Origin of the sequence: Methylocystis sp. IM3, assembly GCF_038070105.1 — a bacterium.
Taxonomy (GTDB): Bacteria; Pseudomonadota; Alphaproteobacteria; order Rhizobiales; family Beijerinckiaceae; genus Methylocystis.
The window spans coordinates 2,074,046-2,096,528 of the sequence record NZ_JBBPBZ010000002.1; the positions used below are offsets into that span (position 1 = coordinate 2,074,046).

The 22,483-nt window shown below is 65.2% G+C and carries 20 protein-coding genes; 12 read left to right on the forward strand and 8 right to left on the reverse strand.

Features of this window, described 5'->3' with window-relative positions:
* Positions 1-40: 40 nt before the first annotated feature.
* From WOC76_RS12060 to WOC76_RS12070, 3 genes are read left to right on the forward strand one after another with little or no spacing between them, the layout of a single operon-like run.
* The gene (locus WOC76_RS12060) at positions 41-709 is read left to right on the forward strand and encodes a site-specific DNA-methyltransferase (protein WP_341431426.1); all 669 of its coding nucleotides are present in this window, start codon (positions 41-43) and stop codon (positions 707-709) included.
* A gap of 22 nt (positions 710-731) precedes the next feature.
* Positions 732-1,529 (forward strand): site-specific DNA-methyltransferase, encoded by a 798-nt coding sequence (locus tag WOC76_RS12065; protein ID WP_341106617.1) that lies wholly within the window; start codon positions 732-734, stop codon positions 1,527-1,529.
* Positions 1,526-4,144: a DEAD/DEAH box helicase gene (locus tag WOC76_RS12070; protein ID WP_341106615.1), complete on the forward strand. Its 2,619-nt coding sequence runs from the start codon at positions 1,526-1,528 to the stop codon at positions 4,142-4,144. Before WOC76_RS12065 ends, WOC76_RS12070 begins: the two co-directional genes overlap by 4 nt.
* A 690-nt stretch (positions 4,145-4,834) precedes the next feature.
* Here the strand turns inward: WOC76_RS12070 and WOC76_RS12075 are convergent.
* Entirely contained in the window at positions 4,835-6,658 is a 1,824-nt protein-coding gene (locus WOC76_RS12075) for an ABC transporter transmembrane domain-containing protein (protein WP_341106613.1), read from the reverse strand.
* 351 nt (positions 6,659-7,009) lie between these two features.
* Between WOC76_RS12075 and WOC76_RS12080 the strand changes: the two genes are divergently transcribed.
* Positions 7,010-7,177, forward strand: coding sequence for a hypothetical protein (locus WOC76_RS12080; protein WP_341106612.1), 168 nt, complete (start codon positions 7,010-7,012; stop codon positions 7,175-7,177).
* 168 nt (positions 7,178-7,345) lie between these two features.
* Here the strand turns inward: WOC76_RS12080 and WOC76_RS12085 are convergent, their stop codons facing one another.
* The 3 genes from WOC76_RS12085 to WOC76_RS12095 all read right to left on the reverse strand — a co-directional run bounded on the left by WOC76_RS12085 (position 7,346) and on the right by WOC76_RS12095 (position 11,082).
* Entirely contained in the window at positions 7,346-9,004 is a 1,659-nt protein-coding gene (locus tag WOC76_RS12085) for an acyl-CoA synthetase (protein WP_341431427.1), read from the reverse strand.
* 97 nt (positions 9,005-9,101) lie between these two features.
* Positions 9,102-9,818 (reverse strand): DUF1013 domain-containing protein, encoded by a 717-nt coding sequence (locus WOC76_RS12090; RefSeq protein WP_341106608.1) that lies wholly within the window; start codon positions 9,816-9,818, stop codon positions 9,102-9,104.
* 187 nt (positions 9,819-10,005) lie between these two features.
* Positions 10,006-11,082, reverse strand: a complete 1,077-nt coding sequence (locus WOC76_RS12095; RefSeq protein ID WP_341106607.1) for a hypothetical protein — start codon at positions 11,080-11,082, stop codon at positions 10,006-10,008.
* Positions 11,083-11,236: 154 nt separating this feature from the next.
* Here WOC76_RS12095 and purM point away from each other — a divergent pair, with 154 nt between their 5' ends.
* The 3 genes from purM to WOC76_RS12110 are packed head-to-tail and all read left to right on the forward strand — an operon-like array spanning position 11,237 to position 13,679.
* Positions 11,237-12,301 carry a phosphoribosylformylglycinamidine cyclo-ligase gene (purM, locus tag WOC76_RS12100; protein ID WP_341106606.1) on the forward strand — a complete coding sequence of 355 codons (1,065 nt, stop codon included), beginning with the start codon at positions 11,237-11,239 and terminating at the stop codon, positions 12,299-12,301.
* An 18-nt stretch (positions 12,302-12,319) separates the two neighbouring features.
* On the forward strand, positions 12,320-12,979 hold the full coding sequence (gene purN / locus WOC76_RS12105; RefSeq protein WP_341106605.1) for a phosphoribosylglycinamide formyltransferase: 660 nt from the start codon (positions 12,320-12,322) through the stop codon (positions 12,977-12,979).
* Positions 12,972-13,679 carry a glutathione S-transferase family protein gene (locus WOC76_RS12110; protein WP_341106604.1) on the forward strand — a complete coding sequence of 236 codons (708 nt, stop codon included), beginning with the start codon at positions 12,972-12,974 and terminating at the stop codon, positions 13,677-13,679. The genes purN and WOC76_RS12110 overlap by 8 nt, the downstream gene beginning before the upstream one ends.
* A gap of 70 nt (positions 13,680-13,749) precedes the next feature.
* Here the strand turns inward: WOC76_RS12110 and ndk are convergent, their stop codons facing one another.
* Both ndk and tpiA read right to left on the reverse strand, forming a co-directional pair.
* Positions 13,750-14,172 (reverse strand): nucleoside-diphosphate kinase, encoded by a 423-nt coding sequence (gene ndk, locus WOC76_RS12115; RefSeq protein WP_341106602.1) that lies wholly within the window; start codon positions 14,170-14,172, stop codon positions 13,750-13,752.
* 108 nt (positions 14,173-14,280) lie between these two features.
* Positions 14,281-15,033, reverse strand: a complete 753-nt coding sequence (gene tpiA, locus WOC76_RS12120) for a triose-phosphate isomerase (RefSeq protein WP_341106599.1) — start codon at positions 15,031-15,033, stop codon at positions 14,281-14,283.
* A 110-nt stretch (positions 15,034-15,143) separates the two neighbouring features.
* Between tpiA and WOC76_RS12125 the strand changes: the two genes are divergently transcribed.
* The 3 genes from WOC76_RS12125 to arsB are packed head-to-tail and all read left to right on the forward strand — an operon-like array spanning position 15,144 to position 17,088.
* Positions 15,144-15,482: an ArsR/SmtB family transcription factor gene (locus WOC76_RS12125; RefSeq protein ID WP_341106597.1), complete on the forward strand. Its 339-nt coding sequence runs from the start codon at positions 15,144-15,146 to the stop codon at positions 15,480-15,482.
* Positions 15,479-16,006 carry an arsenate reductase ArsC gene (locus WOC76_RS12130; RefSeq protein WP_341106596.1) on the forward strand — a complete coding sequence of 176 codons (528 nt, stop codon included), beginning with the start codon at positions 15,479-15,481 and terminating at the stop codon, positions 16,004-16,006. Before WOC76_RS12125 ends, WOC76_RS12130 begins: the two co-directional genes overlap by 4 nt.
* A gap of 5 nt (positions 16,007-16,011) precedes the next feature.
* Positions 16,012-17,088, forward strand: a complete 1,077-nt coding sequence (arsB, locus tag WOC76_RS12135) for an ACR3 family arsenite efflux transporter (protein ID WP_341106595.1) — start codon at positions 16,012-16,014, stop codon at positions 17,086-17,088.
* Here arsB and WOC76_RS12140 read toward each other — a convergent pair.
* Together WOC76_RS12140 and ppk2 are read right to left on the reverse strand one after the other, a co-directional pair.
* A complete protein-coding gene (locus WOC76_RS12140) occupies positions 17,082-17,525 on the reverse strand; it encodes a hypothetical protein (protein ID WP_341106593.1) in 444 nt (147 codons plus the stop codon). The two genes, arsB and WOC76_RS12140, sit on opposite strands and share 7 nt — an antisense overlap.
* Positions 17,526-17,814: 289 nt before the next feature.
* Complete coding sequence (gene ppk2 / locus WOC76_RS12145; protein WP_341431428.1) at positions 17,815-18,831, reverse strand: polyphosphate kinase 2; 1,017 nt, start codon at positions 18,829-18,831, stop codon at positions 17,815-17,817.
* A 215-nt stretch (positions 18,832-19,046) separates the two neighbouring features.
* Here ppk2 and WOC76_RS12150 point away from each other — a divergent pair, with 215 nt between their 5' ends.
* Both WOC76_RS12150 and trpE read left to right on the forward strand, forming a co-directional pair.
* Positions 19,047-20,951, forward strand: coding sequence for a SurA N-terminal domain-containing protein (locus tag WOC76_RS12150; RefSeq protein ID WP_341106592.1), 1,905 nt, complete (start codon positions 19,047-19,049; stop codon positions 20,949-20,951).
* The gene (trpE, locus tag WOC76_RS12155) at positions 20,948-22,483 is read left to right on the forward strand and encodes an anthranilate synthase component I (protein ID WP_341431429.1); all 1,536 of its coding nucleotides are present in this window, start codon (positions 20,948-20,950) and stop codon (positions 22,481-22,483) included. Before WOC76_RS12150 ends, trpE begins: the two co-directional genes overlap by 4 nt.

Here is a 22,483-nt window from a genome sequence, read left to right on the forward strand (position 1 = left end):
CGCCTCCGGCTGCTGCATGGCCGCAAGAGGGGAAACGCGCGTGCCGCTGCTGCACTGGCTGCACAAGGAGAAACATGTGGTCGCGGCGGAGGGCGCCCCCTACCGGCTGCTGACGGCGGACGATTCACTCTCGGCCGGGGACCCCGAAACGCCCAACATGCTCGTGCAGGGCGACAATCTCGACGCGCTGAAGGCGCTCCTGCCCTATTACGCCGGCCAGGTGAAATGCGTCTTCATCGACCCGCCCTACAACACAAAGAGCGCCTTCGAACATTACGACGACAATCTGGAGCACAGCCAATGGCTGGCGATGATGTATCCGCGCCTCGTGCTGCTGCGCGAGTTGCTGGCCGAGGACGGCAGCATCTGGGTGACGATCGACGACAATGAGGCCCATTATCTCAAGGTGATGATGGACGAGATTTTCGGGCGGAAGAATTTTGTGGCGAATTGCGTTTGGCAGAAGAAGTACACGATTGCGAACGACGCAATTTGGCTGAGCGACAACCACGACCATCTGATGTTGTATGCAAATAACAAAATATCATGGCGGCCGAACAAACTTTCTAGAACAGAGGGATCGAACAAAGGTTACAAGAACCCGGACGAAGATCCACGCGGTCCGTGGATGTCAGATAATTACACTTGCAATAAAAACGCCCACGGGCGACGAAGTATGGCCAAAAAAAACGGGAGTTTGGCGTTATAATCGTGAAGCTCATGAAAAAAATGTGCAGAATAATCAGGTTTACTGGGGAGCGAATGGCCAAAACAAGGTTCCGCGCTTCAAAAGATTTCTGACAGAGCTTCGTTACGATGGACGAGTGCCCGAGACGATCTGGCTTTATGCAGACGTGGGCCACAACCAAGACGCCAAGCGGGAATGTTTAGTTTTTAACAACGCAGACCCTTTCAGCACCCCCAAACCCGAACGCCTGATCGAGCGCATCCTCCACATCGCCACCAACCCCGGCGACCTCGTCCTCGACTCCTTCCTCGGCTCCGGCACCACTGCCGCCGTCGCCCACAAGATGGGCCGCCGCTATATCGGCATCGAAATGGGCGCGCATGCCGTCACCCATTGCGCGCCGCGCCTGCAAAAAGTCATCGAGGGCGAACAGGGCGGCATATCGCAGGCCGTCGGCTGGCAGGGCGGCGGCGGCTTTCGCTTTTATCGTCTCGGCCCGCCGATCTTCGACGCCGAAGGCCGCATCAATCCCGACATCCGCTTCGCCCAGCTCGCCGCCCATGTCTGGTTCTGCGAAACCCGCACGGCGCTTCACGGCAAGAAGCGCGGCCCCCTGCTCGGCCGCCACAAGGGCGTCGCCTATTATCTCCTCTACAATGGCGTGCTCGGCGACAAACGCCCCGACGGCGGCAATGTGCTGACCGGCCCGGTGCTGAAAGAGCTTCCCGCCCATGACGGGCCAAAAGTCATTTACGGCGAGGCCTGCCGCATCGGCCCGGCGCGGCTGAAGCAGCTCGGCGTCGCCTTCAAGCAGACCCCCTACGACGTGACCGCGCGATGAGCGCCTTCTCCCTCAAGAACTACCAGCGCCAGAGCCTCGACGTTCTGCGCGCCTATCTCGCGCGCGCCCGCATCGTCGGCGCCGGCCCGGCCTTCGACCAGACCGAGAAGCCGGGCGTGCGGACGCCACGCCCCTATCAGCCGCTCGCGGGGCTGGAGACGGTTCCTTATGTCTGCCTGCGCCTGCCGACTGGCGGCGGCAAGACGCTGCTCTCGGCCCATGCGGTGGAGATCGCCGCCGATGAATGGCTCGAACGCGCGTTTCCGCTCGTCCTGTGGCTGACGCCGACCAACACCATCCGCGCCCAGACGCTGGAGACGCTGAAAAAACCCGGCCACGCCAATTACGAGGCGCTGAACGACGCCTTCGGCGGGCGCTTCCGCGTCTTCGACATTGCGGATTTCGCGTTGCTCACCCCAGCCGATCTCAAAGCTTACGCCTGCATTTTCGTCGGCACGACGCAGACGCTGCGGGTCAGCAACACGGAAGGCCGCAAGGTCTATGCGCACAACGAAAATCTCGAACCGCATTTTTCGGCCGTTCCCGACACGACGCCGGGACTGGAGCGCATCGAGGAGGGCGAGGACAAGGGACAAATAAAATTCTCCTTCCGCAATCTTCTGGCGCTGAACCGCCCGCTCGTCCTCGTGGACGAGGCGCACAACAACAAGTCGAAGCTCAGCGTCGAGGTGTTGCAGCGGATCAATGCCGGCTGTGTCGTCGAATTCACGGCGACGCCCGCAGCCGACAGCAACATTCTCCACAATGTCTCGGCGACGGAGCTGAAGGCGGAGGAGATGATCAAACTCCCGATCCGCCTGACCGAACACAAGAGCTGGGAGGACGCCGTCGCCAACGCCATCCGCGAGCGCAAGCGGCTCCACGCGCTCGCGGAAAAGGACGCCGATCATATCCGCCCGATCGTTCTGTTTCAGGCCGAGGACAAGGGGCAGGACGTCACCAAGGACATTCTGGTCGCGCATCTTGTCGAGCAGGAGAACATCCCGCGCGAAAAAATCGCCGTCGCAACTGGCGATCAGCGGGAACTCGACAAGGTCGATCTCTTCGCGCGTGAGTGTCCGATCGATTATGTCGTGACGGTCGAGGCGCTGAAGGAGGGATGGGACTGCTCCTTCGCCTATGTCTTCTGCTCCGTGGCGAAGGTCGAATCGCGCACCTCGGTCGAGCAGCTTCTCGGTCGCGTGCTGAGGATGCCCTATGCGAAGCGGCGCATCGAGCCCGACCTCAATCGCGCCTATGCGCATGTCTCGCGCGCCTCCTGGCCCAACGCCGTGAACGAGCTGCATGACCGGCTCGTGGACATGGGCTTCGAGCAGGCGGAGGCCGAAAGCTTCATCGAGTCGCAGCCGCCGCTCGATCTTGCCGGCGGCGCGACTGGCGGCCTCTTCGGCGCGCCGCCGCCTTCGACAGTTCTGGAAGTGAACGAAAGCCCGGCCGTTTTCGACCTGACGCCCGAGGACCGCGAGGCGGTCAAGGTGGAGAAGACCGCGACCGGCGCGCGGCTCGTGCTGCTGCGCGCGATTTCCGACGAAACCCGCGACCGGATCACGGCGGCGATCCGCTCGCCCGAGGCGCGCGCGACGGTCGAGCGCGAGACGCGCCGGCACAACAGCCAGTGGCGGGCGCGCATGACCCCGGCCGCGCGCGGCGAAATCTTTCGTCTCCCGCAACTCGCTTTCATCTTTCAGGGAGAGAAGGAGCTTGCGGAGCCGGAGAGTTTTCTCGACGCCAGCAGCTGGACGCTGACGGATTATTCTTCGGCGGTTTCGCCGCAGGAGTTCAATCTTACCGAAAGCGGCGCGCAATGGGAGGTAGATCTTCGAGACGGCCATCTGACGCACAAGACGGTCGCTTTCGCTGAACAGCAAAACCTCGACTTCGTTGATACGGGATGGACTCAGGGCCAGCTTGTGCAATGGCTGGAGAAGAAGCTTCGCCAGCAGGATGTCGTTCAGCCGGTGATGCTGGAGTTCGTGCGCCGCGCGGTGGCGGATCTGATGGAGCGGCGGGCGACTCCCTTGCCCGTGCTCGCACGCTGGAAATATATCCTTGCAAGAATACTGGGCCAGAAGATCGCGACGCATCGCGACGCGGCCGGGCGATCAAATTATCAGCGGCTGCTTTTTGGCACGCAGGCCGCCGTCGAGGCGACATTCGATTACGCCTTCGATTTCACGCCCGACGGCTATGCGCCGCATTGGACCTATGAGGGCCGGCCTTACCTCTTCCAGAAGCATTTTTATCCGCTCGTCGGCGAATTGAAGAACAAGGGCGAGGAGTTCGAGTGCGCGAAGGCGCTCGACATGCATCCGAAGGTGCGGCACTGGGTGCGCAATCTGGACCGGCGCGGGTTCTGGCTGCCGCTGGCGCGCAACAGGTTCTATCCCGATTTCGTCGCGCAACTCGACGACGGCCGGCTGCTCCTCGTCGAACACAAGGGCGAGGTCTATGCGACGAATGACGACAGCAAGGAAAAAAGCAGCGTCGGCGACCTTTGGCAGGCAAAGAGCGGCGGCAAGGGACTGTTTCTCATGACGGTGATCGAAGCGGGCAGGACCGGCCTCTATGAGCAGATCGACGCTGTGATCGCGTAAGCGCGGCATGACGCGCGCAGCCTCGCCGCGTCAATTCCTCCCCTTTACGGGGAGGGTTTCCGGCAAAAAAAAATCCAAAAATCTTTTCCCCACCCCCCAAAGCCTCTCCTACCTTGGTCCCGCCTCGCCAACTTGCAGGGGCGTCGTCGGGTCGGCGGCGCCGGCGGGGTCGGTCAAGTGCGGGACGGCGACCCTCGTTCCGTGCGGGCCCCGGCGTCGCCAGCTGGGCTTCTCCATCGTGCGGAGGCTCAAAGCTGGGCGTAATGAGCCGGTCGCGAAACGGGGCGCCAGTACCGAAAGGGACAGCGCCCGCGATTGGCGGCGGCGCATGGGAGGCCCTTGCGACGCGCGCGCTTCGTCATCGGACGGGGCGCGAAAGAAGCGCCGCCGTCAGGCGGAGCGCCGGATAGGGGGAAACGCCACAGGATGGCGCAAATCCCGGCCGGAAAGGTGCGTCGCGAAGAATAGCCGCAGCCGGGACGCTCTGGTTCCGACGCGCATTTCTTTCACGCTACCGGCCGAACGGGGCCGGGGCGTCCCGGCGACCTGAACAGCCCGCGTCGAAACCGGCGGCGGGACGATGGGCGTTGGCTCGAGCCAGATCGACGCGCTCGGGCGCGATTGACCTCCCTCCCCCTCGCGGGGAGGGATAAAGGGTGGGGGCCGCGCCGCGATTACGGCGCCGCCCGCTCAGGACGCCGCCGCCCCTGCCCGCTCCGTGTCGAACTGGAGCCTCGCGAGCCGCGCATAGAGGCCGCCGGCGGCGGAGAGGCTCGCATGCGTGCCCTCCTCCACGATGCCGCCCTCGTCGAGCACGAGGATGCGGTCGGCCTCGAGCACGGTGGCGAGGCGATGGGCGATGACGATGCTGGTGCGTCCCGCCATCACGTCGTGAAGCGCCGCCTGCACGGCGGCCTCGTTCTCGGCGTCGAGCGCGGAGGTCGCTTCGTCGAGCAGCAGAACCGGCGCGTCGGCGAGGATGGCGCGCGCGATGGCGAGGCGCTGGCGCTGGCCGCCCGACAGCGTGACCCCGCGCTCGCCGAGCAGCGTGTCGTAGCCCTGCGGCAAGGTCTCGATGAACTCATGCGCCTGCGCCCGCTTCGCCGCCGCGACGATCGCCTCCCGCGTCGCGCTCTCCCGCCCATAGGCGATGTTCTCCGCGACGCTCAGGCCGAAGATCACCGGGTCCTGCGGCGCCAGCGCGATGGCCGCGCGCAGATCGAGCGGATCGAGCGCGCGCACATCGACGCCGTCGAGGGAAATCGCGCCGCTATCCACGTCGTAGAAGCGCAGCAGCAGCGAAAAGAGCGTCGACTTGCCGGCGCCGGACGGGCCGACCAGCGCGATTCGCTCGCCGGGCTCGACGACGAGCGACAGACCGTCGAGCGCCGCGCGATCGGGCGCGGTCGGATAGGCGAAGACGACATGGTCGAAGGCGATGCGTCCCCGCCAGCGCGCGGGCGGCTTCGTGGGATGCGGCGGCGCGACGATCCGCGGCTTCACGGCAAGGATTTCCGCGATGCGCGACGCGGCCCCGGCGGCGGCGACGACCTCGCTCCAGACCGACGAAAGCTCGCCGAGCGAACTCGCCCCGAGCACGGCGTAGAGCACGAACTGGGAGAGGACGCCGGCGCTCATCCGCCCCGTGAGCACGTCCTGCGCCCCGAGCCAGAGCACGGCGACGATGCTGGTGAAGACGACGAGAATCACGCCCGCCGTCACGAAGGCGCGCATCAGCGTCGCCGCCTGCGCGGCGTCGTAAGCCGTCTCGACCGCGCGGCGGAAGCGCGCGACGGTCGACGCCTGCGCGCCATTGGCCTGCATGGCGCGCACGGCGGAGAGATTCTCGCCCGCATAGGCGGCCGCCTGGGCGAGCATGTCCTGCGCATGTTTCGAGCGGCCGCGCACGCTGCGCCCCGAGGCGATCAGCGGCAGCACGATGACCGGAATCGCCGCAAGCGCGAGCCCCGCGAGCTTCGGGCTCGTCGCGAACATCATCACCACCGCGCCGACGAACATGAAGATGTTGCGCAGCGCGACGGAAGCCGAGGAGCCAAAGGCGGATTTGAGAAGCGTCGTGTCGGCGGTGAGACGCGACAGCAATTCGCCGGTCTTGGCCGTGTCGAAAAAGGCGGCGTCCAGCGCGGTGAGGTGCCTGAAGAGATCGGCGCGCAGATCGGCGACCACGCGCTCGCCGAGCGTCATGACAAAGTAATAGCGGGTGGCGGACGCCAGAGCGAGAGTCGCGGCGACCGCGATCATCGCGCCGAAATAGGCGTTCACCGCCCCCGCGCTGTCAGCCGAAAATCCATGGTCGATCATGCCGCGCACGGCGGCGGGCAGCGTCAGCGTCGCTCCCGCCGCGACAATCAGCGCCGTGAAGGCCAGCGCGATCGTGCGCTTGTAGCGCAGGGCGTAGGGCAAAAGCGGGCGCAGCGGCGCAAGCGTTGCGCCGACGCCCCGCTTCGAATCACGGACGGAGGGCGGAGTGGCGATGTCGTTGATCCTTGTCATGCCCCCGACCCTATAGCGCCCGACGTGAAGGAAGACGACTCCGAAGCCTTTCCCCTTGCCAGCCCCTTTTCAGGCGTCCGCGCCGGGGAATGTTGTGCGGTGCGGAATCAAAAAATATTTTGCCCCGACAGACGAAACCCCGGCTCATCGCGACAATAACGCCATGTTTTTCATAGAGTTATAGCGTGCGACATGTTGTCGCGGAAAAATTCGGCCATGGCTGGACAGGGGCAAAACATATGATACCTTTCCCCTGCGTCGAAATGACGCGTCCGCCAAAAGGTGGGGGGCAAAGCGCCAGAAAAACAAAAAGCAAGGCGCGGCTCTGGGAACGAAAGAGGAGTGAAGATCATGGCTGATAAAGAACTCGAAGTCACGACCAACACCTATATCTTCGCCGGCGTCGGCGCCGTTCTCCTTGGCGGCCTCGCGGCTGCTGCTCTCGGCGGCCTGCCGAACACGATCGCGGCTGGCGTCGTCGGCGCGCTCGCGGGCGGCTGCCTCGGCCTGTTCTTCTAATCGACGTATTTGGCGCAGCGCTGGTCTGGCCGCCAGCGTAACGTCAGTCGACACCAGCCAGCAATCGCGACCGCGGTTGCTGGCTGTGCTGTTTCAAAAAACACTTTCCAGATGAGCTGTTTTTCATTGAAGCGCGCTTTCCGGTCAGGAAAGCGCGTGTTTCGATCATTACAGGCTGGCCGTCGAAAGGCCGCCGGGCCACATCTCGCGCGCGCGATTCCGCAGAACATATTTCTGTATCTTGCCGGTGGAGGTCTTCGGCAGAGGCCCGAAGACGACATGGCGCGGGCATTTGAAATGGGCCAGATGCGTGCGCGACCAGGCGATGATCTCCTCCGCCGTGGCGCTCTCCCCTTCCCTCAGTTCGACGAAGGCGCAAGGAGTCTCGCCCCATTTGTCGTCCGGCGCGGCGACCACCGCGGCCGAACTCACCTTCGGATGCTTGAAGAGAATATCTTCCACTTCGATCGAAGAGATGTTCTCGCCGCCTGAAATGATGACGTCCTTTGACCGGTCCTTGAGCTGGATGTAGCCGTCGGGATGCATCACGCCGAGATCGCCGGAGTGGAACCAGCCGCCGTCGAAGGCTTTCTCCGAAGCGGCCTTGTTCTTCAGGTAGCCCTTCATGACGATGTTGCCGCGAAACATCACCTCGCCCATGGTGGCGCCGTCGCGGGGCACGGGCTGCATCGTTTCCGGATCGATGACGTCGAGGTCTTCGAGCACATTGTAACGAACGCCCTGCCGGGCCTTCATCTGCGCCTGCGCCACGTCGTCGAGATCGTCCCAATGCGACTGCCATTCGTTCACGGCCGCGGGACCGTAGGTTTCGGTCAGGCCGTAAAGATGGGTGACCTCGAAACCCGCCGCCTTCATCGCAGCGAGAACCGCCTGCGGCGGCGGCGCGGCGGCCGTGAAGAACCGCACGGTCTGCTTCAACGGCTTCTTCTCGGCCTCGGTGGCGCCGAGCAGCGTGGACATGACGATGGGCGCGCCGCACAGATGCGTGACGCCATGCTCGGACATGAGCTCGTACATTTGGCCCGGGCGCACTTGCCGCAGGCAGACATGCGTGCCCGCGGCGACCGACAGGGACCAGGTGAAACACCAGCCGTTGCAATGGAACATCGGCAAGGTCCAGAGATAGACCGGGTGGCGGCCCATGTCTCCGGTGAGAATATTGCCGAGCGCAAGCAGATAGGCCCCGCGATGGTGATAGACGACGCCTTTAGGATCGCCCGTCGTGCCCGAGGTGTAATTCAGGGAGATCGCGTCCCACTCGTCGCACGGCGGACGCCAAGCATAGGCGGGGTCGCCGCCCAGGATGAAATCCTCGTAGTCGATCGAGCCGAGCCTCTCGCCAGGCCCCGCATATTCGGGGTCGTCGTAGTCGATGATGAGCGGTTTCGTCTTCGTGAGCGCCAGCGCCTCGCGCATCAATCCCGAGAATTCCCGGTCGACGATCAGCGCCCTGGCTTCCGCGTGATCCAGGGTGAAGGCGAGGATCGGCGCATCGAGGCGGGTATTGAGCGTGTTCAGCACGGCCCCGACCATGGGGACGCCGTAATGGCATTCGAGCATCGCGGGCGTGTTGGCGAGCATCACGCAGACCGTGTCGCCCCGCCCGATTCCGCCCTTCTCCAGCGCGCTGGCGAGGCGCCGGCTGCGCGCATAGAAGTCACGGTAGGTGCGCCGCAGGCCGCCGTGGACGATTGCGATCCGGTCGGGAAAGACCGCCGCCGCCCGCGCCAGAAAAGTCAGCGGCGTCAAAGGCTGGAAATTGGCCGCATTGCGGTCGAGGTCGCGGTCGTAGGCGGATGCTGGCATCAAGGGAGACTCCAAAAGCGCAGGCGCGCGGGCCGTCGCTTGCAGGATATATGCAAATTTCCGCTTGTCTGCCGCCGCCTTCCGCCGTCCTTCCCCGCTATTCGCCGAAATCGACGTCCTTGAGTCGGCCGAAAACGCGCTCGGCGTCGAAATTGTCCTCGTCCTCCGCCGGAACGGCCGGCTTTGTCGGCTTGCCGAAGACATCCTCGGTCGTGGTCGGCTCGCGCAGGCTGGTGGTGACTGTGGCGGGCACCAGAGTCTGGCCGTGATCCTCGACGACCGCCGGACGGTCCTTGGCGGCGCGGTTGACCTCGAAGTCGAGATCGATCTGCGAGCAGAGGCCGAGCGTCACAGGGTCCATCGGCGTCAACGAGGCGGAGTTCCAGTGCGTCCGCTCGCGGATCGCCTTGAGGGTCGCCTTGGTGGTGCCAACGAGCCGCATAATTTGCGCGTCCTTGAGCTCGGGATGGTTGCGCACGAGCCACAGAATGGCGTTCGGCCGGTCCTGGCGCCGCGAGAGCGGCGTATAGCGCGGACCGCGCGTCTTCTTGACCTCCGGCACAACGACCTTGGAAACCGAAAGCCTCAGCTGATGCCTGGCGTCGCGTTCGCCACGGGCGATTTCCTCGCGGGTCAACTGACCCGAAGTGATCGGATCGTGACCGCGAATGCCAGCGGCCACCTCGCCATCGGCGATGCCCTTCACCTCGAGAGGGTGCAATTTGCAGAATTCAGCGATTTGGTCGAAGGTCAGGGAGGTGTTTTCGACGAGCCAGACTGCCGTCGCCTTCGGCATCAAGGGGGCGTTGCTCATCTTGCTGAATCTCCTTGGGTGCGGGCATGGCGGGAGCGTCCGGCGCCGCGCCTTGCCGGCGCCGGCGCCCCCATTAGGCTCGACCGTCCATGATGGGAATGTCGTGTATATAGCCGTTCAGCGCCCAATTCGCAATGATTTGATGCGCCGCGCGTATGAACGCCCGCCCCTGCCTTCCCCGCTCCCGTTATGAGTCGCCGCCCCGCGCATGGGCGGGACGCAGCCTCTGCGAATGCTCGGGCAAAAGCTCCCTCAGGGCAACGCCAAGCGCCGGACCGTATTTGTGAAAAACCAGTCCAAAGGCGATCAGCGCCACGCCGACGCCCGAGAGCGCGAAGGGAAAAAGGATCGAATCCTTGAAGACTTCGCTCGAGAGATAGCCCAGATACATGGTGACGCCGACGGCGCCGAAGACGGCATAGGCGCGCCGCATCAGGAAAATCGAAAGAAAGACGAGCCCAATGTTCACGAGGCAATAGAGCGCCTTCCCCAGTTCGCTCCCGCTGTGCTGCATCGTCAGCCCGCCCCAGAAGGCCATGAGCCCGCCGAGGTGGAGCCAGAAGGCGAAATCGCCGTTCTTCCATTTCCTGAGGTCGATCAGCCAGGCGAGCGCGATGACGACGAGCCCGTAATACATGCTGACGGTCGCGCGCTGATCGAAGGTGAAGTCATCGACGCCCATGAGCCAGGGCGTCAGGTCCATCGACAGGAACCACAGGCAGAACGCGATGATCATGGTGAGGAAGGGGAAAGGAAAGACCATGAGCGCCAGCGAAGCGGCGGCGATCGTCCCGAGCTCCATCGGCAGCCAGCTCGACTTGATCCAGATGTAGAAGTCGCGATAGCCGCCGGGCGCGTCGATTGGGCTGTGACCCAAGAGCGATTGCAGGCTGTAAATGGCCAGCGGCGCCATGCCGACCGCGCAGGTGACGAGCAGGCCGCCGGGCGTGCGCAGGCCGCGACGCCATAGCACGGCGCCGGCGGCCAGAAACACGGCGGCGTAGATGGCGGCCGTGGCCAGTAGCGCGCCATCGCCCCAGAGTCCGAAAGCCATGGTCGAGAACATGCCCATCGCGCCGAGCACGATGAGCGCGCCCGCGTACCAGAGCATGTGAACGAAATCATAGCGCGGCGCCGCCCCGGCCGGCGGCGCCGTCGCAAGGCGGGCGGCGAGAAAGCGCGTCAGGCGCTCGAAGGTTTCGGCGTCGATGACGCCAGCGTCGCGGGCGGCCGCGAGGTCGTCGATGGGTGAGCGTGCCGACATGTCCTGATCCTCCATGGACGGCATGTTGAGCGCGGCGGCGCAGCAATTCCTTGTGCAAACGCACATGAGGCTAATTCATCGCCCGATCATTTGACAGCAGGGTTTGCATTGCCCATTAACCCCAAACGGGCGGAGGGCCCGACGGGACAGCGCCATGCATCAGAAAGCCAAAGGGCTCACATATTCGGACGCGGGCGTCGACATCGACGCCGGCAATCGGCTCGTCAACATGATACGGCCCTTCGTGCGCGCCACCCGACGCGCTGGCGCCGATGGCGAGATCGGCGGATTTGGCGGCGTTTTCGACCTCAAGGCCGCCGGCTTCGCCGATCCGCTTCTGGTCGCCGCCAACGACGGCGTGGGCACCAAGGTCAAGATCGCGATCGAATCCGGTCTGCATGGCACCATCGGCGTCGACCTCGTCGCCATGTGCGTCAACGATCTCGTGGTGCAGGGCGCGGAGCCGCTGTTCTTTCTCGACTATTACGCGACGGGCAAGCTCGATCCCGCCGTCGCCGCGGCGGTCGTCAAGGGCATTGCTGACGGCTGCGTCATGGCGGGCTGCGCCCTGCTCGGCGGCGAGACGGCTGAGATGCCGGGCCTCTATGCGAGAAGCGATTACGATCTCGCGGGCTTCGCGGTCGGCGCGGTCGATCGCCGGGCGCTGCTGCCGCGTCCCGTATTGCCGGGCGACGTCGCCATCGGCCTGCCCTCCTCCGGCCTGCACTCCAACGGCTTCTCGCTCGTGCGCCGGGTCGTGAAGGACATGGGCCTGTCCTGGAATGCGACGGCGCCTTTCGCGCCGGAAATGACGCTCGCCCGCGCTTTGCTCGAGCCGACGCGCATCTATGTGAAGCCGGCGCTCGCCGCGCTGAAGCGCACGCCCCACATCCGCGCGCTGGCGCATGTTACCGGCGGCGGCTTTCCGGAAAATCTTCCCCGTGTCCTGCCCAAGGGCGTCGGCGTCTCGCTCGATCTCTCGGCCTTCGAGGTTCCGCGCGTTTTCAAATGGCTCGCCAAAGAGGGCGAGATCGAGGAAAGCGAGATGCTGCGCACCTTCAACTGCGGCGTCGGCATGGTGGTCTTCGCGTCGCGAGACGGCGCGGACGAAGTGGAAAAGACACTGCGCGATTCCGGCGAGAGGCCGGTGAGAATCGGCGAGGCGATCGACGCGAGCGAGGGCGCGCGCGTGATCATGAAGGGGGCCTTGGGGCTGTAAGCGACCCTGAAGGAAATCATGACCCGCCTGCGCACCGCCATCCTCGTCTCCGGCCGCGGCTCCAACATGGATGCGCTGATCGCGGCCGCGCGCGCGCCGGAGTTTCCGGCGCAAATCGCGCTCGTTCTCTCGAACCGGCCGGATGCGCCGGGGCTCGCCAAGGCGAAGGCTGCGGGCATCGCCGTGGCGGCGGTGGATCACAAGATTTACGCCGGGCGCGAGGAGTTCGAACGCTCGCTTCAGATCGTGCTCGACACCTATCGCATCGACTTCATCTGCCTTGCGGGATTCATGCGCCTGTTTACGCCCTGGTTCATCGGCCAGTGGCGCGGGCGGATGCTCAATATCCATCCTGCCCTGCTGCCGGCCTATCGTGGCCTGCACACCCATGAGCGCGCACTTGCGGATGGCGTGAAGATCCACGGCTGCACGGTGCATTTCGTCGTGCCGGAAATGGACGAAGGACCCATTGTCGCGCAGGCGGCCGTGCCGGTCCTCGACGGCGACGACGCCGGGACGCTCGGCGCGCGCGTCCTCGAGCAGGAGCATGTCATCTATCCGCTGGCGCTGCGTCTCGTCGCGTCGGGCGCGGTGCGCATCGAGGGCAACCGCGTGCTCGGCGCCCTGGCCGGAAGCGACGCCCGCCTCGTCGCGCCGCCCGAGCGCGCCGATGGTTAAAATCTACGGCTTCGGCGCAGCGCCCGGCCTGCCCGATCTCTCGCCCTTCGTCCTCAAGGCGATGACGCTCCTGAAGATGGCGGGCGTCGAGTACACGGTGGACACGACCGGGTTCCGGCGGGCGCCCAAGGGCAAGCTTCCCTATATCGACGACGAGGGCGTGATCGTCGCGGATTCGACCTTCATCCGGCTGCATCTCGAAAAGACGCGGGGCGTCGATTTCGACGCCGGGCTCTCGCCGCTCGAACGCGCGCAGGGCTGGGCGATCGAGAAGCTCTGCGAGGATCACCTGATGTGGATCGTCGCGCTGCATCGCTGGACCGATGACGCGAATTTCGCACGCGGCCTCGGCCCCGTCTTCGACAAAATGCTTCCTGCGCCGGCGCGCGCGCCGGGCAAGTGGGCGATCCGGCGGGGCATGTCGTGGCGGTTCTGGCAGCAGGGCGTCGGCCGCTACGACGCGGCGGAGCTTGCCATCCTTGGCAGCCGGGACGTGGAGGCGCTTGCGACGCTGATCGGCGGAAAGCCGTTTCTGTTCGGCGATCGCCCCTGCGCGGCCGACGCCTCTTTCTTCGCCATGCTCACGCTGCTCATGGACCCGGCGACAGAGTCCCCGACCCGCGACGTGGCGCTCTCGACGCCCACTCTCGTCGCCTATCGCGACAGGATGAGAAATCGATACTTTCCGGATGTGGCCTGACCGTAAAATGCGGCTGCGCCCGCAGTGACGAACATTGCGAGCGCAGGGAAGCAATCCAGGCCTAAGTCGATCAGCCCACGATCTCGTTGCCGGAGAAGAACTGCGCGATCTCGATCGCGGCCGTCTCGGGCGCGTCCGAGCCATGCACGGAGTTCTCGCCCACCGAGAGCGCATGCTCCTTGCGGATCGTGCCCGGCGCGGCGTTGGCGGGATTGGTCGCGCCCATCACTTCGCGATAGCGGGCGATGGCGTTCTCGCCCTGCAGCACCTGCACCACGACCGGCTCGGAGATCATGAACTCGACGAGCTCGCCGAAGAAGGGACGCTCCTTATGCACCGCGTAGAAGGTTTCGGCCTGCTCGCGGGTCATGCGGATACGCTTCTGCGCGACGATGCGAAGACCAGCGCCCTCGATGATGGCATTGACGGCGCCGGTGAGGTTGCGCTTGGTCGCGTCGGGCTTGATGATGGAAAAAGTGCGTTCGATCGCCATGAGAGCGCATCGCCTCGTGTTGTTGGAGTGCTGGAAAGGTAAGCGCCGCGCTTATACCGGCGGCGCCGCAAGGCGGCAAGCCTCGCCTTCTCCGCGCCTGCCCCACCCTCAGCGATAGGCGTCGGCGATGGCCATGAAGTCCCTGGCGGCGAGGCTCGCCCCGCCGACAAGCGCGCCGTCCACATTGCGGACGTTCATGAGGTCGCGGGCGTTCGCGGGCTTCACAGAGCCGCCGTAGAGAATGCGCACGGCGGCGCCCCGGCCCCCTCCGAGCCTCTGCTCGATCCGTTTGCGGGCGAAAGCGTGCATCTGCGCGACATCCTGGAGAGTCGGCGTCAGCCCCGTGCCGATCGCCCAGACCGGCTCATAGGCGACGACGATCGTTTCGGGAGCCTCGGCTGGCAGCGAGCCGTCGATTTGCGCGCCGACCACGTCGAGCGCGTCGCCCGCCTCCCGCTCGACGCGCGTCTCGCCCACGCAGATGATCGGCGTCAGCCCCGCGCGCAGCGCCGCCGCGGCCTTGGCCCGCACAATGCCATCGGTCTCGCCATGACCGGCGCGCCGCTCGCTATGGCCGACGATGACATAAACCGCGCCGGCGTCCTTCAGCATCTCGGCGGAAATGTCGCCCGTATGGGCGCCGCTCGCGTCGATGTGGCAATCCTGCCCGCCGAGCCGGATGCCGGCGCGCGACGCCACCTCGACGGCCATGGCGACCAGCGTCGCCGGCGGACAGACGGCGAGCTCCACAAGCGCCTTCAGCGCCGCGTCATAGGCCCCGCCCATCGCCGCGATTTCGGCGAGCGACGCGAGCAGTCCGTTCATTTTCCAGTTTCCGGCGACGAGCGGACGGCGGGTCATGCGAGCGAATCCTCCGAACCCTTTAGGTAACAGAAGATCGACGACTCGCAATGCGGCGGGCGGGCGCAGCGTCATGGACTCGTCGCAGTTGCTTCGATATATCTGGATATATGGAATCAGAAGCCGCTCTCGCCTGTCTCGCCGCGCTCTCGCAGCAGACGCGTCTCGACGCATTCCGGCAGCTCGTCCGCGCCGAGTCGACGGGGCTCCCGGCGGGAGAGCTCGCGCGCCGCCTGAATGTGCCGCAGAACACGCTTTCGGCGCATCTCAACGTGCTGTCCCACGCCAAGCTCGTATCGAGCGCGCGCAAGGGCCGCAGCATTGTCTATCGGGCGGACCTGACCCGGCTCGACGCGCTTTTGCGCTTCCTCGTCGAAGACTGCTGCGGCGGCGCCGGATGCGCCCAGATGGACGTTCTCGACATCTCCCCCTGCGAGCAAAACCGATGAAAGAGAGAATTTACAACGTCCTTTTCCTGTGCACGGGCAATAGCGCGCGCTCCATTCTCGGCGAGGGGATATTGCGGCGGGACGGCGCGGGCCGCTTCAACGCCTTCTCCGCAGGGAGCCAGCCCAAGGGCGCGGTCAACCCTTACGCGCTGACGACATTGCAAGCGTTCGGCTATCCGGACCAGGGACTTTCGTCGAAGAGTTGGGATGTCTTCTCGGGAGCCGACGCCCCCCGGATGGATTTCGTTTTCACTGTCTGCGACAATGCCGCGGGCGAAGCCTGCCCCGTCTGGCCGGGCCAGCCGATGACGGCGCATTGGGGCATCGAAGATCCGGCCGCCGGAGATGGCTCGGATATCGAGAAGCAGCGAGCTTTCGCGACGGCCTTCCGCCACATGAAAAAACGCATCGACCTGTTCCTCGCCATACCGATTGGCCGGCTGGAAAAACTCACGCTGGGCGCAAGGCTGCGCGAGATCGGCGAGATCGAAGGGACGACCCTCACGCAGGCTGGAAGGGAGTAAAGCCCATGACCATTTTCGAACGCTACCTGTCCCTGTGGGTCGCGCTCTGCATCGTGGCAGGCGTCGCTCTCGGCCATGCTTTTCCGCAAGCCTTTCATGCCGTCGCTTCGCTGGAAATCGCCAAGGTGAACATGCCCGTCGCCGCGCTGATCTGGCTCATGATCGTGCCCATGCTCATGCGGATTGATTTCGCCGCGCTGAAACAGGTGGGCCGCCACTGGCGCGGCATCGGCGTGACGCTTTTCGTCAACTGGGCCGTGAAACCCTTTTCCATGGCCCTGCTCGGCTGGATATTCGTGGGCCATCTCTTCCGGCCCTACCTCCCCGCCGACCAGATCGACTCCTACATCGCGGGTCTGATCCTTTTGGCGGCGGCTCCCTGCACGGCCATGGTCTTCGTCTGGTCCGGCCTGACGAAAGGCGAGCCGCATTTCACCTTGAGCCAGGTGGCGCTGAATGACGCCATCATGATTGTAGCCTTCGCGCCGATCGTGGGCCTGCTCCTGGGCCTTTCCGCTATCTCCGTCCCCTGGGATACGCTGGCCCTGTCGGTCGTTCTCTATATCGTCGTGCCGGTCATCGTCGCGCAGCTCGCGCGTAGGCGTCTGCTTGCGTCGGGCGGCGACGCGCGCCTCGCATGGGCGCTCGCCAGGATCGGCCCGCTTTCGCTTCTCGCGCTGCTGGCGACGCTCGTTCTGCTGTTCGGCCTTCAGGGCGAGCAGATCATCTCGCAGCCGACGATCATCGCCATGCTCGCGGTTCCGATCCTTATCCAGGTTTATTTCAACGCCGCGCTCGCCTACGGACTCAACCGTCTATCCGGCGAAGCGCATTGCGTCGCGGGCCCCTCCGCCCTGATCGGCGCGAGCAACTTCTTCGAACTCGCAGTCGCGGCCGCAATCAGCCTTTTCGGATTTGATTCCGGGGCGGCTCTCGCGACCGTCGTTGGCGTGCTGATCGAAGTGCCGGTGATGCTCAGCGTGTGCTGGATCGTCAACCGAAGCAAAGGCTGGTACGAGGCCGGCGCGTTACGAGAAACCCAAACCGCGCCGCCGACCAACCCTCAGCTTTCCGATCAGTAGCCGCAGAGGCGGTAGCCGAGGCTCGCAAGCTGCGCGCCGGAGAGCTTGAGCAGCGGCCCCGGCACCATGCCGCGCGTGGCGCGGACGTGGTTGAGGAAGATGCGGCGCAGCGGCGGCTTGTAGGCGGAGGCGAAGACGGCCGTCATCTGCGGATCGACCACGCCGCTGGTGGGGCCGCCGACCCACGGGGCGTGGAAGCCGAAGACGGCGCCGGGTGAAACGCAGGAGTGGCGCGCGCCGAGGTAAAGGGTGCAGGAGGAGTCGCACTCCACTGGCCCGATGCGCACAGGCTCACCCCGAGATTCCGCCGCGTGCAGACGGGCGACATAAGGTTCGACGCGCCCGCCGTAGTCGTGATGCACTACGTCGAAAGCACTGGCCGGCGCAGAAAAGAGTACAAACGTAATCATTCCTGCAAGACCGAAAGATCGCAGCATGGCGGTTCCTTTTTGAGGCGCTTGGCGTTGCGTTCGTCGCCGCATTTTTACTTGAAGCTCCGCGGGCCAAGCGCTCGCCCCGGAGCCGTTGCCGCCGGTCAACTCATAGTCCGTCAGCGTCAGCGTCTCGATTGTTACGCGAGCAGCGCCTGCGCGGCAAGTAGGCTATTGATTTTGAACGTAGTTTTGGCGAAATAATTTTGCACGCGGGCCTTGAAGCGGCGAGATCGTGCACATCTCCCGGCTCAAATGAGGCGCGCGAGTGGCGCGCCTCGGGCTTGAGAAGGGCCTATCCCCGCTTGCGCTTCTTCTCCAGATCCATGGTCAGCGATCTGCCGACGATATGCTCGCTGCGGCCGATGACATGCGCGCTGGCGCCGACGATCAACGGATCGGGTCCGCGCACGACGCCGTGATCCTTGTTGGGATAGTTGAGGCTGGAGAGGAAATGCTGCATGCAGTTCAGGCGCGCGCGTTTCTTGTCGTCAGACTTGATCACGACCCAGGGCGCGTCCGCCGTGTCGGTGAAGAAGAACATCGCCTCCTTCGCCTCGGTGTAGTCGTCCCATTTGTCCATTGAGGCGCGGTCGATCGGCGAGAGCTTCCACTGTTTCAGCGGATCGGTCTCGCGCGCCTTGAACCGGCGCATCTGCTCTTCGCGCGTCACCGAGAACCAGTATTTGTAGAGCCTGATCCCCGAATGGACGAACATGCGCTCGAGATCCGGGCACTGGCGCATGAAGTCGAGATATTCGTTCGGCGTGCAGAAGTTCATCACGCGCTCGACGCCGGCGCGATTGTACCAGCTACGGTCGAAGAAGACGACTTCGCCGCCCGCCGGCAAATGATGGATATATCGCTGGAAATACCATTGGCCGCGTTCGCGCTCGGTCGGCTTTTCCAGCGCCACGACGCGGGCGCCGCGCGGGTTCATGTGCTCCATGAATCGCTTGATCGTGCCGCCCTTGCCGGCGGCGTCGCGCCCCTCGAACAGCACCACGATCCGCTGGCCGGTCTCCTTGACCCAGTTCTGGGCCTTGAGCAGTTCGACCTGCAACGACGCCATATGCTCGAGATAGACCTTCTCCGAGAGCCGGGTCTTGTAGGGGAACTCGCCAGTCTCGAAGGCGTGGCGGATCGCCTCCGAATCGGCTCTCAGCCGGCGAATGTCTTCGTGCCGGGACGCCGGCTCCGCGCTAACGGCGGGCGCCGCTTCCTGCGCATCGGCCGCACGGGTCACGCCGGCCGCATAGTCCTGGAGCGCATCGGCGGCTTCGGCAATCTCGTTTTTCCTTATCTCGTCCATGTCGTTCCCACAGGCAAAGGCGGCGGCGCGGAGAGGGCGCTTCGTCGTCATCAAGACTGAGACTGACGCTCCCGGCCGAGCCTGGCAATGCCGCATATCGACGCGGAATTGCGGTTGTTCGCGCGGCTCATTGCCACAGCCCGCGCCCCTCCCTATAGTCCGCCGCCAAACCGGGGCCGCGCGCCCCCAAGAATTGGAATAAGGGAACCGGAAAAATGCTCGAGGGCCTGCGCGTCGCATCGCAGAACTGGATCGGCCGCACCATCATGGCGGTCGTCATGGGCGTCATCGTCATCAGTTTCGCGATCTGGGGCGTCGGAGACGTGTTTCGCGGCTTTACCGCGCAGCGCCTCGCCCGCGTCGGCGCCGGCGAGGTGACCGTCGACCAGTTCCGCAACGCCTTCCAGAACGATCTCCGCCGAATCCAGCAGCGGATGCGCCGCGCCGTCACCGCCGAGGAGGCGCATCGCGCCGGCATGGACCTCCAGGTGCTGGAGCGGCTTATCACGGACGTGGCTCTCGACCAGAAGGCGCGCAATCTCGGCCTCGCCTCCAGCGACGAGACGACCCAGCGCATCATCGCCAGCGAGAAGGCGTTCCAGACCAACGGCGTCTTCGATCCCGAGAAGCTCAAGGCCATCGCCCGCGACGCCGGCTTCACCGAGCGCGGACTCCTCGCCGACCAGAAGGCCGCCTATCTGCGCAAGGCTCTGACGGACATCGTCATTGCGGGCGTCGAGCCGCCGAAGCTGATGATCGAGGCCATACACCGCTTCCGCAACGAGTCGCGTTCGGTCGATTATTTCGTGCTCCCGGTCTCCGCCGCCGGCGATGCCGCGAAGCCGACCGAGGAAGAGCTCAAGAAATATTTTGAGGATCGCGAACAGACGTTCCGCGCGAAGGAATATCGCAAGCTGACCGTGCTCGAAGTCAGCCCCTCGACCGTCGCAAAGGTCGCCGACGTCTCGGACGACGACGCGCGCAAGCTCTATGACGAGGTCAAGGCGAAACGCTACGGGACGCCCGAGAAGCGCGAGGTTCGCCAGATCGTCTTCAAGACCGAGAAGGAGGCGCAGGACGCCATCGCGAAGCTCAAGGGCGGCGCCGACGTCGACGCCCTGGCCGCCGAGCTCAAGCGCAATCCGAAAGACGTGGACCTCGGCCTCGTCGAAAAGCGTGATTTCGGCGACGCCAAGGTGGGCGACGCGGTCTTCGCTTTGCCCCAGCCGGGCGTCGCCGAGCCCGTGACGACGCCCTTCGGCACGGTCGTCTCGGTGGTCAAGAAGATTTCCCCCGCGGTGACGACCAAGAGCTTCGACCAGGCCAAGACGGAGCTCAAGGCCGAGGTCGCGGCCCAGCGCGCGGGACCGGAAGTTCGCCGCCTGCATGAAGCGGTCGAGGATCAGCGCGCGGCCGGCAAGCCGCTCGCCGAAGCGGCCGCCGCCGCGGGCCTCCAGACCCGCGCCATAGACGCGGTGGACGACGCCGGACGCGGCAAGGACGGCAAGGCCATCGAGGTTCCCGCCGGCGCGGATCTGCTCAAGGCCGCCTTCGCTTCCGATGTCGGCGTCGACAACGAGACCGTCGCCACGCGCGACGGCGGTTATGTCTGGTTCGAGGTGAACGGAATAGACCCCGCCCGGCAGAAGACCTTCGAGGAAGTGAAGGACCAGGTCGCCGAGGCCATGCGCGCCGAAAACGCCCAGAAGGCGCTCTCGGCCAAGGCCGAGGAGATCGTGGGCAAGATCAAGGGCGGGCAGCCGATCGAGGACGCCGCCAAGGCCCTCAATCTCGGGGTGAAGCGCGCGACCGACGTGAAACGCGCTCAGCGCCCGGATTTCACCATCAACACGATCGTGCAGTTCTTCGACGTTGCGCCCGGCGGCGCCGGCTCCGCCACCGTGGACGAGGGCCGTCTGATCTTCGTCGTGAAGGACGCCCAGACCCCGCCCTTCGACGCCAACTCCATCGAGTCGAAGACCATCGCCGAGCAGCTCAAGCCGGCCGTCCAGAACGATCTGCTCGAGCAATATGTCGGCGGCCTCGAAAAGTCGCTCAATGTCGAGATCAACCAGAAGGCGCTCGAAGCGGCCGTCGGGGTGGGCAAGGAAGAACAGTGACCGGCGCCATATTCGAGCCCGAGTTCGGGGTCTTCGCCGCCGATTACGACGCGGGGCGTCCGAGGCTGGTCGTCACGCGCCTCGTCGGCGATCTGGAGACTCCGGTCTCCGCCTATCTGAAGCTCTCGCGCGAGCGCGCCGGCTCGAGCTTCCTCCTGGAATCGGTAGAGGGCGGCGCGGCGCGCGGCCGCTATTCGATGATCGGCCTCGATCCGGACGTGATCTTTCGCGTCATCCGCGACCGGGCGGAGATCAACCGGGACGCACTCGCCGACCGCGACGCCTTCGTGCCCTGCGGCGCGGCGCCGCTGCTGGCGCTGCGCCAGCTCATCGCCGACTCCGCCATCCCCGCTTCGACGCTGCAATTGCCGCCCATGGCGGCGGGCGTCTTCGGCTATCTCGGCTATGACATGGTGCGCCAGATGGAGCGTCTGGCGCCCGCCAAGGAGGACAGGATCGGCGTGCCCGACGCGCTGATGCTGCGCCCGACCGTGATGGTCGTCTTCGACACGGTGCGGGACGAAATTTCCATCGTCACGCCCGTGCGTCCGCACGCGGGCGTGACGGCGAAAGCGGCCTATGAGGCGGCGCTCGCCCGTCTCGACAGGGTGGTCGCCACGCTGGAGGCGCCGCTCGAACATCGCGACGCGGGCTGCGATCCGGCGCTTCTCGCGGAGGAGCCCGTCTCCAACACGCCCAAGCCCCGCTTCCTCGAAATGGTGGAGCGGGCCAAGGAATACATCCGCGCCGGCGACATTTTTCAGGTCGTGTTGTCGCAACGGTTCACGGCGCCCTTCGCCCTGCCCGCCTTCGCGCTCTATCGCGCCCTGCGTCGCGTCAATCCGGCGCCCTTCCTCTGCTTCCTCGATTTCGGGCAGTTCCAGATCGTTTGTTCGAGCCCGGAAATTCTCGTGCGCGTCGCGGAAGGCAAGGTCACGATTCGCCCTATCGCCGGCACGCGCTGGCGCAGCGAGAACAAGGCCGAGGACGAGCGTCTCGCCGCCGAACTGCTCGCGGACGAGAAGGAGCGCGCCGAGCATTTGATGCTGCTGGACCTCGGCCGCAACGACGTCGGCCGCGTCGCGCGCACCGGCACCGTGCGCGTCACCGACAGCTTCACGATCGAACGCTACAGCCACGTGATGCACATCGTCTCCAACGTCGAGGGCGAGCTGGATGGCGAGCGCTTCGACTGCATCGACGCGCTGGCCGCGGGCTTTCCCGCCGGAACGGTCTCGGGCGCGCCCAAGGTGCGGGCGATGGAGATCATCGACGAGCTCGAAACCGACAAGCGCGGCATCTACGGCGGCTGCATCGGCTATTTCGGCTCGGCCGGGCAGATGGACACCTGCATCGTGCTGCGCACGGCGATCGTCAAGGACGGCAAAATGCATGTGCAGGCGGGCGCCGGCGTAGTCTATGACAGCGAGCCGGAATATGAAAACCGCGAATGCGTGAACAAGGCGAAGGCGCTGTTCCGCGCCGCCGAGGAAGCCGTTCGCTTCGCCGCCCGCGCGCGCCGGGGACAATGA

Excerpts from the sequence above, each read along its gene's own strand:
- WOC76_RS12140 (WP_341106593.1), bottom strand. The coding sequence starts at position 17,525 with ATGCTGCGATCTTTCGGTCTTGCAGGAATGATTACGTTTGTACTCTTT.
- WOC76_RS12080 (WP_341106612.1), top strand. The coding sequence starts at position 7,010 with ATGGCTGATAAAGAACTCGAAGTCACGACCAACACCTATATCTTCGCC.
- arsB (WP_341106595.1), top strand. The coding sequence starts at position 16,012 with ATGACCATTTTCGAACGCTACCTGTCCCTGTGGGTCGCGCTCTGCATC.
- tpiA (WP_341106599.1), bottom strand. The coding sequence starts at position 15,033 with ATGACCCGCCGTCCGCTCGTCGCCGGAAACTGGAAAATGAACGGACTG.
- purM (WP_341106606.1), top strand. The coding sequence starts at position 11,237 with ATGCATCAGAAAGCCAAAGGGCTCACATATTCGGACGCGGGCGTCGAC.
- WOC76_RS12095 (WP_341106607.1), bottom strand. The coding sequence starts at position 11,082 with ATGTCGGCACGCTCACCCATCGACGACCTCGCGGCCGCCCGCGACGCT.
- WOC76_RS12110 (WP_341106604.1), top strand. The coding sequence starts at position 12,972 with ATGGTTAAAATCTACGGCTTCGGCGCAGCGCCCGGCCTGCCCGATCTC.
- WOC76_RS12070 (WP_341106615.1), top strand. The coding sequence starts at position 1,526 with ATGAGCGCCTTCTCCCTCAAGAACTACCAGCGCCAGAGCCTCGACGTT.
- purN (WP_341106605.1), top strand. The coding sequence starts at position 12,320 with ATGACCCGCCTGCGCACCGCCATCCTCGTCTCCGGCCGCGGCTCCAAC.
- WOC76_RS12090 (WP_341106608.1), bottom strand. The coding sequence starts at position 9,818 with ATGAGCAACGCCCCCTTGATGCCGAAGGCGACGGCAGTCTGGCTCGTC.
- WOC76_RS12130 (WP_341106596.1), top strand. The coding sequence starts at position 15,479 with ATGAAAGAGAGAATTTACAACGTCCTTTTCCTGTGCACGGGCAATAGC.
- ppk2 (WP_341431428.1), bottom strand. The coding sequence starts at position 18,831 with ATGGACGAGATAAGGAAAAACGAGATTGCCGAAGCCGCCGATGCGCTC.
- WOC76_RS12075 (WP_341106613.1), bottom strand. The coding sequence starts at position 6,658 with ATGACAAGGATCAACGACATCGCCACTCCGCCCTCCGTCCGTGATTCG.
- WOC76_RS12085 (WP_341431427.1), bottom strand. The coding sequence starts at position 9,004 with ATGCCAGCATCCGCCTACGACCGCGACCTCGACCGCAATGCGGCCAAT.
- WOC76_RS12125 (WP_341106597.1), top strand. The coding sequence starts at position 15,144 with ATGGAATCAGAAGCCGCTCTCGCCTGTCTCGCCGCGCTCTCGCAGCAG.
- ndk (WP_341106602.1), bottom strand. The coding sequence starts at position 14,172 with ATGGCGATCGAACGCACTTTTTCCATCATCAAGCCCGACGCGACCAAG.
- WOC76_RS12150 (WP_341106592.1), top strand. The coding sequence starts at position 19,047 with ATGCTCGAGGGCCTGCGCGTCGCATCGCAGAACTGGATCGGCCGCACC.